A 10,363-nucleotide genomic window follows, 5' to 3' on the forward strand; every position below is an offset into this window, starting at 1 on the left:
CATCGTCGCACCCGGGGCCCGCCCGCGGTCAGAGGCGAGTGGAAGCCGTCACACCGAGCCCTCGCGGAACCGGTTGGTGATCGGCAGCCGCCGGTCGCGGCCGAAGGCCTTGCTGGAGATCTTCGTCCCCGGCGCGGACTGCCGGCGCTTGTATTCGGCGATGTCGACCATCCGCAGCACCCGGTCCACCAGCGCGGTGTCGTGACCTGCGGCGATGAGCTGGTCGCGGCCCTGGTCGCCGTCGATGTAGCCGCCGAGGATCGCGTCGAGCACGTCGTAGTCGGGCAGCGAGTCGGTGTCGACCTGGCCCGGCCGCAGCTCCGCTGAAGGCGGCTTGGTGATCGAGTTCTGCGGGATCGGCGGCTCGCCCCCGCGCCGGGCAGCGTCGGCGTTGCGCCAGTTCGCGAGGCGCCACACCAGCGTCTTCGGGACGTCCTTGAGCGGGTTGAAGCCGCCGACCGAGTCGCCGTACAGGGTGGAGTAGCCGACCGCGAGCTCACTCTTGTTGCCGGTGGTGAGTACGAGGTGGCCCTCCTGGTTCGACAACGCCATGAGGATCACGCCGCGCACCCGGGCTTGCAGGTTCTCCACCGCCAGGCCGGAGAGCGACATGTTCGCCAGGAACGTGTCGACCATCGGCTGGATCGGCTCGGTGCGGTAGTCGAGCCCGGTGCGCTTCGCGAGGTCGGCTGCGTCGTCGCGGGAGTGGTCCGACGAGTACCCGCTGGGCATGGAGACGCCGACCACGCGTTCCGGACCGACCGCGTCGACGGCGATGGCCGCGACGACCGCCGAGTCGATGCCGCCGGACAGGCCCAGCACGACCGAGCGGAAGCCGTTCTTCTCGACGTAGTCACGCAGACCCAGGGTCAGCGCGGACCAGATCTCCGCCTCGTCGGTCACCCTTTCGGCAATCCCACCAACAGCAGGACCATCCGCGTACGGGCGCGGCGCGGCGGCCACCGTGACCCGCGCGATGTCCATGTCGTCCGCACCGCGCTCCTCGCCCTGCGGGGCTTCCGCGGAGGTAGCCGGCGGCGGGAGAGTGGCTGCACTGGCGCCGGTCGCCAACTCCACGTCGTGGATCAGCAGCTCCTCGGAGAACTGTGCGGCCCGGGTCAGCAGTTCGCCCCCGGCCGTCACGATCATCGAGTCGCCGTCGAAGACCAGCTCGTCCTGACCGCCGATCATGTTCACGTACGCGACGGTCGCCCCCGCCTCCGCCGCCCGGCGCTGCAGCAGCGGCAGCCGCACGTCGTCCTTGTCCAGCTCGTACGGCGACGCGTTGATCGACACCACCAGCTGCACCCCGGCCCGGCGCGCGGCGGCGAACGGACCACCCGCCTGCCACAGGTCCTCACAGACGGTCAGAGCGATGTCGGCCTCGCCGAACCGCACCACGGTCAGCGTGTCGCCAGGCTCGAAGTAGCGGTCCTCATCGAACACGCCGTAGTTGGGCAGGTGGTGCTTGAAGTAGGTGGCTGCCACCTCGCCGCCGAGCAGCAACGCGGAAGCGTCCCGGGGGCCGCTGCCGGGCACGGCGTCGGCGCTGGTCGGGGCCGGCCCGTCGGCGTCCACGTAGCCCACCACCACGGCCACGTCACCGAGGCCGTCGGCGGCGAGGTCGGCGGCGAGCTGCTTGACCGCGGCCTGCGACGACGCGACGAAGGACTGCCGGAACACCAGGTCCTCGATGGGATAGCCGGTCAGCATCATCTCCGGGAAGGCGACGAGCTGGGCACCGGCGTCGGCGGCCTGCCGGGTCCACCGGCGGACGGCGGCGGCGTTACCGGGTATGTCACCGACTACGGGGTTCACCTGGGCGAGAGCAATGCGCATCGAGGGCATGCGCCCATTGTTCACCAGGGCGAGCGCGATCTGGCGGGACCCGGTGACCTCACCGCCGCTCGATGATCTGCCAGCGCCGGAGAGCGTTCAGCAGCACCTTCAGCGTCTTCTCGTCCCAGACGGGTTCGGCACTGATCTTTTGGTACGCCGCGGGCGGCAAGTTCGTCCCGGACACCCGTCGTGGCAGCTGATTCCGGGGCTCAGACACGTCGCGTCCCTTGGTCCGGGCGGGCGCCTTCCGGCGGTGGAACCGCGCGGGTGGTGGATCCGCAGGAGGGACACCAGCGTGTCTTGATCTTGAAGGTCAGGAGACCGGCGAGAAACCCGATGATCAGCGCGGATATGACGGCGAGTGGCAGCACAATCGGTCACCCCTTGTGGTTGCTCGAACCTTGTGGGTGTCGATGTTCACTCCGTAAGGTCGGGGGATCAACCGCTCAGAGCGTGGTTCCACGGGTTGATCTTCACGTTCCAGCAAAAACCTGTCTGACGTGACAAATCAGGTCCTTGCACCTCCCGATCTGTGAGGTCCGCGGGGCCCATGTGGAAGGAGTCGAATCGCGTGGCAGATGTGGCGGTAGGCGCGACGGTCCCGCGGCGCATCCTCGGGATCGCTCTCCGCCGATTCCGCACCATGGCGGGCAAGACCATGCGGGAGGCCGCCGACATCCTCGGCCAGTCCGAGCAGTCGGTACGCCGCATCGAGCAAGGCTCGGTCTCCACCCCGACCGGCAAAGTCGCGAACCTCTGCGAGTTGTACGCCGTGCCGGTCCAGACGCGACAGGCACTGGTTCATCTCGCCAAGGACACCAAGGGCACGGCGGCGCAGTGGTGGCACTCTTACGCCGACGTGGTCCCGAACTGGTTCGAGCTGTATGTAGCTCTGGAAGCAACGGCATACCGGCTGCGCTGCTTCGACCCGCTGGTGGTCAACGGGCTATTGCAGGCTGATGCCTACATGGAGCAGGCCATCCGGGCCGTAGGGCCGAAGCTCTCCGATGAGGACGTCGAAGCGGAGCGGAGCTTCGCCGTTCTCGTCAGCGGTTGCTCTCGCGATTCCCCGATACACTGCGGCTAGAGGTCATCATCGCCGAACCGGCTCTGCTGATTGAGCTGCCTGAGGGAGTGATGCGTCGTCAGCTCTGGCACTTGCTGCAGGCCACCGAGCTGCCGCACGTGCAGGTCCGGGTGCTCCCGCTATCTTCCGGGATTCACCGAGCAGTAGTGGCGGGCGCGTTCACGGTGCTCGATTTCGCTGGCGACGATGGAGGGTCCGCGGCGAGCACGGTCTACAGCGAGAGTCTGACCGGTGCGATCTACCTCGACGGGCACTCCGAGATCCTTGATTATCAGTACCTCTGGGAAGAACTCGAAGCCTCGTCCCTCGACAAGACCGAGTCCGTCGAGTTCATTTCTCGAAAGATGAAGGAGCTGAACGACCGTGAGTCATAACTTGAATGATGCTGAGTGGCGTAAGTCGTCCCGGTCCGCAGGTAGCGGCCAGTGTGTCGAGGTCGCCACCAACCTGCGTGACGTTGTCGCGGTGCGGGACACCAAGGACAGGGGCGCCGGGCCTGTGCTGCTGTTTGCCCCCGCCGAGTGGGAGGCGTTCGCGGCGGGCGTCCGGGGCGGAGCGTTCGACCGGTAAGGCCGGAACGGGGGAGGGCGGTGCTCTCCCCCTGGCCGCGGACCGGCATCGCGTAATCTCGGCGTAACCGCTGCAGGGCACCCTTGGGCCCACCGGCGCAGGACGAGGGGTTGACGTGGACCGACAGCAGGAGTTCGTGCTTCGTACGCTCGAAGAGCGCGACATCCGATTTGTCCGGCTCTGGTTCACCGACGTGCTCGGCACCCTCAAGAGCGTGTCCGTCGCACCGGCCGAGCTGGAGGCCGCGTTCGAGGAGGGCATCGGGATCGACGGGTCGGCGATCGAGGGCTTCGCCCGGGTCTCCGAGTCCGACATGGTCGCCATGCCCGACCCGACCACGTTCCAGGTCTTCCCGTTCGAGGGCGGCGACAGCGGCGAGAGCGCCCGGATGTTCTGCGACATCCTGCTCCCGGACGGCAGTGCGGCCTGGGCAGACCCGCGGCACGTGCTGCGCCGGATGCTGGCGAAGGCGGCGGAGAAGGGCTTCACCTTCTACACCCACCCCGAGGTCGAGTTCTTCCTCGTGCAGGACGGCCCGCTGGACGGCACCGTGCCGATCCCGGTGGACGGCGGCGGCTACTTCGACCACACCACGCACTCGGTCGCGCGGGACTTCCGGCGGCAGGCCGTGCTCGCGCTGGAGCGGATCGGCATCTCGGTGGAGTTCAGCCACCACGAGGTCGCGCCCGGCCAGCAGGAGATCGACCTGCGGTACGCCGACGCCCTCACCACCGCGGACAACATCATGACGTTCCGGCACGTGGTGAAGGAGGTCGCGCTGTCCCAGGGCGTACGCGCGTCCTTCATGCCGAAGCCGTACACGGACCAGCCGGGCAGCGGCATGCACACCCACCTGTCGCTGTTCGAGGGGGAGCGCAACGCCTTCTACGACGGCGGCGACACGCTGAAGCTGTCGAAGACCGCGCGGGCGTTCATCGCCGGGCTGCTCGTGCACGCCCGGGAGTACACGGCGGTCACGAACCAGTGGGTCAACTCCTACAAGCGGCTGTTCCCGTTGCAGCTGCCGGACCGGATCACCGAGTCGCCGGCGTTCGTGAGCTGGGGGCATCTGAACCGGTCGGCGCTGGTCCGGGTGCCCGCCTTCGGCAAGCCCAACTCGGCGCGGGTGGAGGTGCGGTCGATCGACTCGGCCACCAACCCCTATCTGGCCTTTGCGGTCATGCTGGGCGCCGGGCTCAAGGGCATCGAAGAGGGCTACGAGCTGCCGCCAGGCGCCGAGGACGACGTGCTGGCCCTGTCGCCGCAGGAGCGCAAGGCCATGGGGTACGACTCGCTGCCCGAGAACCTCGCCGAGGCGATCGACGTCATGTCGCAGTCCGAACTGGTCGCCGAGGTGCTGGGCGAGCACGTGTTCGACTTCGTGCTGCGGAACAAGCGGCAGGAATGGGAACAGTACCGGCGCGAGGTGACCCCGTACGAGCGCGAGCGGTACCTGACACTCTGATCTTTCCACCGGCCGGTGGAGCACCCGTGTGCCCTGGTCGGATACGGTGCCCTCGGACACCGTGACGAGGGAGTAACCGTGCTGGAGAATCTGCTTGAGGGTGCCGGGCGCAGCATCGTGTTCGGTGGGGTCGGCATCGGGCTGATGGCCCTGGGCTTCGTGCTCGTCGACCTGCTGACCCCGGGCAAGCTGCGCGACCTGATCTGGGTGGAGAAGAACCCCAACGCCGCCCTGCTGCTCGCGGCCAACCAGTTGGGCATCGCGCTGATCGTGTTCACCGCGATCTTCACGAGTTACCAGAACTTCGGCGAGGGCCTGGCGTCCACGGCGATCTTCGGCCTGCTGGGCATCGGCGTGATGGCGCTGGCCTTCCTCGTGCTGGACTGGATGACCCCGGGCAAGCTCGGCGAGGTCATCTGCACCCAGGAGCGGCACCCGGGCGCCCTGGTCAGCGCGGCCTCGCACTTCGGCGCGGCCCTGATCGTCTGCGCCTGCATCGCCTGATGCCGGTGCAGGTCGACCTGGAGCCGGTCACCAAGGACACCTGGCGGGCGTGCGTCGCGTTGACGGTGCTGCCCGAGCAGCGTGAGTTCGTCAACGACGTGAGCTACTACCTGCTGCTCTGCCACTACGGCGAGCTGTGGCACCCGCTCGCGGTGACCGTGGACGGCGAGGTCGTGGGCTTCTGCATGTGGGCGGTCGACGACGACGCCAGCCGGTGGATCGGCGGGGTGGTCGTCGACGCGGCCCGGCAACGGCAGGGCATCGGTCGGGCGCTGATCGTCGCGCTGCGGGACCGCCTCGCCGCCGAGCCGGGCGTGCCGAACGTCGCGCTGAGCTACCAGCCGGAGAACACCGCGGCCCGCGAGCTCTACCGCTCACTCGGATTCGTGGAGACCGGCGAACGCGAGGACGACGAGCTGATCGCCCGGTGGACGCCGGCCTGAACGGCCGGGCCGACCGCGGCCTGACAAGCCTGCCGCACCCGATAGCCTCGGGGGGTGGGCACAGCACTGGTGATCGAGAACTATCCGTCCGACGATCTGCGTCGCCTCGGCGACTGGTTCACCGAAGCCGGTCTCGGCCTGACCGTCGTCCGCGCGCACGCGGGCGAGCCGCTGCCCGAAACCCTCGACGGGTACGTCGCCTTCGTCGTTCTCGGCGGCGACCAGTGTGCGTACCCCGACGAGCAGGGACAGCCGGGTTCGCCCTGGTTCCCGGCCCTCGAAGGGCTGCTGCGTAAGGCGGTGCGCCACCGCGTACCGACGCTGGGTGTCTGTCTCGGTGCGCAGCTGCTTGCACAGGCCCACGGTGGCCTGGTCGAGCGCAGCACGGCCGGTCCGGAGATCGGTCCGGGCCTGGTCGCGCGTCGGGACGCCTCCGACACCGACCCGCTGTTCAAGTGGGTGCCGCTGCTGCCCGACGTGATCCAGTGGCACAGCGACGAGATCACCGAGCTGCCGATTGGCGCGGTGCTGCTGGCCGCGTCCACCCGCTACCCGCACCAGGCGTTCCGGCTCGGCGACCGGGCCTGGGGCGTGCAGTTCCACATCGAGTGCGATCCGGCCATGATCGAAGGCTGGGCTGCCGCCGACCGTACGCTGCTCGAAGAACTGGGTTTCGACCCCGAAGTGGTGGTCGCGGCGACGGCGGACGTGCTGGCCGATGTCGAGGAGGCCTGGCAGCCGTTCGCGGCCCGGTTCGCCGCGCTCGCCCTCGGAGAGCTGCCCGACGCGGACATTCCCGTGCCGGGCAACAGCCCGCGGACGCTGCCGCTGCTGGGCCAATGACGTGACCAAACCCAGCCGCCTCGCCCGGTACGGCTTCGCCGACGACGGTGCCCTGCTCGGCCCCGAGGGGCTGCGGCTGTGGAACGCCGACGCGCAGGAGCCGGCCGACCCCGCCGCCGCGGAGCTGCTGCAGGCGCTGTCCCGGGCCGCCGATCCCAGCCTCGCGCTGCGCCAACTGCACCGGCTGGTCGACGCGGTGGCGCGGGCGGCCCAGCGCGAGAGCGGTGGCCCGGTCACCGGCCCCGGCGAGCAGATCGCCGCGAGCCCGGCCGCCGACGCGGTCCTGTCGGCGCTGGCCGCCGATCACGCCCTGCGGCGACGGCTGATCAGCGTGCTCGGTGCGTCCAGCGCACTGGGCGATCACCTGGTTGCCAACCCCGGCCAGTGGCGTGTCCTCGAAACCGGCAAGACCGGCATGCCGCCGCCCGCGGAAGGTCACCTCGAGCTCGAGGAGCCGGCGGTTCCCGCGTTGCGTACGGCGTACCGCATCGCGCTGCTGCGGATCGTCGCCGCCGACCTGACGGGCGGCCGCGGCCTCGAACCGACGATGGCGGCGCTGTCCCGGCTGGCCGACGAGACGCTGGCCGCCGCGTACGCCATCGCGGTCGCGGGGCTGCCGGAGTCGATTGCCGCGCCGCGCCTCGCGGTGATCGCCATGGGCAAGTGCGGCGGCAACGAGCTGAACTACGTCTCCGACGTGGACGTCATCTTCGTGGCGGCGGGCGACGAGGATCTCAGCGCCGGGACCACGGTCGCGGCCAAACTGATCGAGATCTGCGGGCAGGTGGCGTGGCCGGTCGACGCCGCCCTGCGGCCGGAGGGCTCCCGCGGGCCGCTGGTCCGGACCCTCGCCAGCCACCAGGCTTACTACCGGCGCTGGGCGCGTACGTGGGAATTCCAGGCTCTGCTGAAAGCGCGACCGGCGGCAGGCGACCTTGCCCTCGCACGGGAGTGGCTGGACGACCTTGCGCCGTTGGTGTGGCACGCCGCCGAACGGCCCGAGGCGGTCGCCGACGTGCGGGACATGCGGCGCAAGATCATCGAGAACGTGCCGCCGAAAGAGGTCGACCGGGAGATCAAGCGCGGGCCGGGCGGCCTGCGCGACATCGAGTTCGCCGTGCAGCTGCTCCAACTCGTGCACGGCCGCGTCGACGAAAGTCTGCGCCTCGGCGGCACCCTGCCCGCGCTGCGTGCCCTGGTCGCGGGCGGCTACGTGGGCCGCGAGGACGGCGAGACGCTCCTGCGGGGCTACCGATTCCTGCGTACGGTCGAACATCGGTTGCAGTTGCAGAACCTGCGCCGGACCCACACCGTCCCGGACGACCCGAAGCTGCTGCGCTGGCTCGCCGCGGCGCTCGACTACACGGCGAACCCCGGCCGGGACGCGGTCCAGGCGTTCCGCTCCGACTGGGTGGGCCACGCCGCGCACGTGCGGCGCCTGCACGTGAAACTGCTCTACCAACCGCTGCTCGAAGCGGTCGCCAAGGTGCCCGCCGAAGCGCTGCGGATGACCGCCGAATCGGCCGGCCGCCGCCTCGAAGTGCTCGGCTTCGCCGATCCGGCCGGAGCGCTGCGACACCTCCAGGCGCTGACCGGCGGGGTCAGCCGCACCGCCGCGATCCAGCGCACGCTGCTGCCGATGCTGCTGCAGGAGTTCGCCGACGCGCCCGAACCCGACCGCGGGCTGCTCAACTACCGGCACGTGTCGGACAAGCTCGGCGGCACCCCCTGGTATCTGCGCCTGCTGCGCGACGGCGGCCCGGTCGCGCGGCGGCTCGCCCGCGTGCTCAGCCTCTCCCGGTACGCCACCGACCTGCTGACCCGCGACCCGGAAGCACTGCGCCTGCTGGCCGACGACGCCGAACTCCAGCCGCGACCCCGCGAAGTGCTGCGCGACGGGTTCGTGGCCGCCGTCGACCGGCACCTGCGCGACGACGCCACCGACCCCGCCCCGGCCATCGCCGCGGTCCGGGCACTGCGCCGCCGCGAGCTGTTCCGGCTGTCCTGCGCCGACATTCTGAGCCACGCCGGCGAGCTGGCCCCGGCCCAGCCGCTCGACGTGCACGCCATCGGCATCGCCCTGTCCGCCGTCACCGACGCCACCCTGAGCGCCGCCCTGCACGCCGCCCGCCGGGTCCGACCCGGACCGCCCGGCCTGCGGTTCGCGGTGATCGGCATGGGCCGGCTCGGCGGCTACGAGATGAGCTACCCGTCCGACGCCGACGTGCTGTTCGTCTTCGCCGCCCCGGAGGGCAGCAAGGATGCCGAGGCCAGCAGCGCCGCGCACGCCATCGCCGAGGAACTGCGCCGCGCCCTCGGCGCGCCGGCCCCCGACCCGCCGCTCGGCGTCGACGCCGACCTGCGCCCGGAAGGCCGCCAAGGTCCGCTCGTCCGCAGCCTCAACGCGTACGCGCAGTACTACGCCCGCTGGTCGAAGGTGTGGGAGTCACAGGCCCTCCTGCGCGCCCGCTTCGTCTGCGGCGACGAAGACCTGGGCCGGGAATTCGAGCAGCTCGCCGACCGCATGCGCTACCCGGACGGCGGCCTGACCCGGGACCAGATCGTCGAAATCCGCCGGATCAAGGCGCGCGTGGAAACCGAACGCCTGCCCCGCGGCGCCGACCCCACCACACACGCCAAACTCGGCCGCGGCGGCCTCGCCGACGTCGAATGGGCGGTCCAACTCGTCCAACTGCGGCACGCCTTCGCGCTGCCCGGCCTGCGCATGACCCGTACGCTCGAAGCCTTGACCGCGGCCCTGGACGCCAAGCTGGTCGACCGGGTCGACGCGGCGGCAATGACCGCAGGGTGGACGCTGGCCGCCCAGGTCCGCAACGCGCTCACGCTGGTCCGGGGCCGGCCGACCGACCAGCTGCCCCGACACGGCCCCGAGCTCGCTGGCGTTGTGCAATTGCTCGGCGGCGGCGACCCCGGCGAGTTCGTCGACCGCTACCTGCGCATCACCCGACGCTCCCGTGCCGCGATGGAACGCGTCCTCGATGCCTGAACCGCACCGCCGCTCCGCCGTTGCCGCGGCCGGCGATCGGCACGGACGTCACGCCGACGCGGCGTCGACCACGGCCGGACCCGCTCGTCCGACCGCCGCGGCAGCATCGCCGCGGGGACTCCCGTGGGCGCTTGTCTGGACCACCGCTGTTTCCGTGGCACTGTCGATCGCGTTCCTGCTTGCTCCGCCGATGGGCACCGACCTTGCCGCCCAACAAGCCCGCGCCGACTTCTTCGCCGAGCATGGCACCGCGCCGGTCGACTTCGGCTGGTACGGCGGCGTGGCCCAGTTCGGCTACAGCCTGCTGACCGCACCGCTCGGCTCCCTCGTGGGCATGCGCCTGCTCGGTGCTGTCGCCGCGGTGGCGTCGTCGCTCGCTTTCCTGTTGCTGTTGTGGCGCACATCGGCCCGTCGCCCGCTGCTGGGCGGGGTGCTGGGCGCGGTGGTCTTCGCCGCGAACCTGGTCAGCGGCCGAATCACGTTCGCGGTCGGCCTCGCACTGGCCGTGGCAGCGCTCGCCGTAGCCGCCGGTCCACGCCGCGTGGATGACGGAGGTGCGGTCGCCGAGCCGGGTCAAGCCGAGCCAGGCCAAGCTCAGCCCGGTC

8 protein-coding genes and 2 pseudogenes are annotated in these 10,363 nt (G+C 70.5%); 8 read left to right on the top strand and 2 right to left on the bottom strand.

Features of this window, described 5'->3' with window-relative positions:
* Positions 1 to 48 precede the first annotated feature (48 nt).
* Together ACIA1L_RS05095 and ACIA1L_RS05100 are read right to left on the bottom strand one after the other, a co-directional pair.
* On the bottom strand, positions 49 to 1,848 hold the full coding sequence (locus tag ACIA1L_RS05095; RefSeq protein WP_396071226.1) for an NAD+ synthase: 1,800 nt from the start codon (positions 1,846 to 1,848) through the stop codon (positions 49 to 51).
* A 49-nt stretch (positions 1,849 to 1,897) separates the two neighbouring features.
* Positions 1,898 to 2,056, bottom strand: a complete 159-nt coding sequence (locus ACIA1L_RS05100) for a hypothetical protein (RefSeq protein ID WP_396071227.1) — start codon at positions 2,054 to 2,056, stop codon at positions 1,898 to 1,900.
* A 441-nt stretch (positions 2,057 to 2,497) separates the two neighbouring features.
* Between ACIA1L_RS05100 and ACIA1L_RS05105 the strand changes: the two are divergent.
* The 8 genes and pseudogenes from ACIA1L_RS05105 to ACIA1L_RS05140 form a co-directional block, all read left to right on the top strand.
* Positions 2,498 to 3,300: pseudogene (locus ACIA1L_RS05105) on the top strand (DUF5753 domain-containing protein).
* On the top strand, positions 3,290 to 3,496 hold the full coding sequence (locus ACIA1L_RS05110; protein ID WP_396071228.1) for a DUF397 domain-containing protein: 207 nt from the start codon (positions 3,290 to 3,292) through the stop codon (positions 3,494 to 3,496). Before ACIA1L_RS05105 ends, ACIA1L_RS05110 begins: the two are co-directional and overlap by 11 nt.
* Before the next feature lie 115 nt (positions 3,497 to 3,611).
* Complete coding sequence (locus tag ACIA1L_RS05115; RefSeq protein ID WP_396071229.1) at positions 3,612 to 4,961, top strand: glutamine synthetase family protein; 1,350 nt, start codon at positions 3,612 to 3,614, stop codon at positions 4,959 to 4,961.
* Between the two features lie 78 nt (positions 4,962 to 5,039).
* Positions 5,040 to 5,465: a DUF350 domain-containing protein gene (locus ACIA1L_RS05120; RefSeq protein ID WP_396071230.1), complete on the top strand. Its 426-nt coding sequence runs from the start codon at positions 5,040 to 5,042 to the stop codon at positions 5,463 to 5,465.
* A complete protein-coding gene (locus ACIA1L_RS05125) occupies positions 5,465 to 5,908 on the top strand; it encodes a GNAT family N-acetyltransferase (RefSeq protein ID WP_396071231.1) in 444 nt (147 codons plus the stop codon). Before ACIA1L_RS05120 ends, ACIA1L_RS05125 begins: the two co-directional genes overlap by 1 nt.
* A 54-nt stretch (positions 5,909 to 5,962) precedes the next feature.
* Entirely contained in the window at positions 5,963 to 6,751 is a 789-nt protein-coding gene (locus ACIA1L_RS05130; protein WP_396071232.1) for a type 1 glutamine amidotransferase, read from the top strand.
* A 1-nt stretch (position 6,752) separates the two neighbouring features.
* Positions 6,753 to 9,758, top strand: coding sequence for a bifunctional [glutamine synthetase] adenylyltransferase/[glutamine synthetase]-adenylyl-L-tyrosine phosphorylase (locus tag ACIA1L_RS05135; RefSeq protein ID WP_396071233.1), 3,006 nt, complete (start codon positions 6,753 to 6,755; stop codon positions 9,756 to 9,758).
* Positions 9,751 to 10,363 (top strand): annotated as a pseudogene (locus tag ACIA1L_RS05140) (hypothetical protein); the annotation flags it as partial. The gene ACIA1L_RS05135 and the pseudogene ACIA1L_RS05140, both read left to right, overlap by 8 nt.

The sequence above is a fragment of the Actinoplanes sp. NPDC051859 genome, assembly GCF_044452725.1.
Taxonomy (GTDB): Bacteria; Actinomycetota; Actinomycetes; order Mycobacteriales; family Micromonosporaceae; genus Actinoplanes.

Excerpts from the sequence above, each read along its gene's own strand:
- ACIA1L_RS05125 (WP_396071231.1), top strand. The coding sequence starts at position 5,465 with ATGCCGGTGCAGGTCGACCTGGAGCCGGTCACCAAGGACACCTGGCGG.
- ACIA1L_RS05095 (WP_396071226.1), bottom strand. The coding sequence starts at position 1,848 with ATGCCCTCGATGCGCATTGCTCTCGCCCAGGTGAACCCCGTAGTCGGT.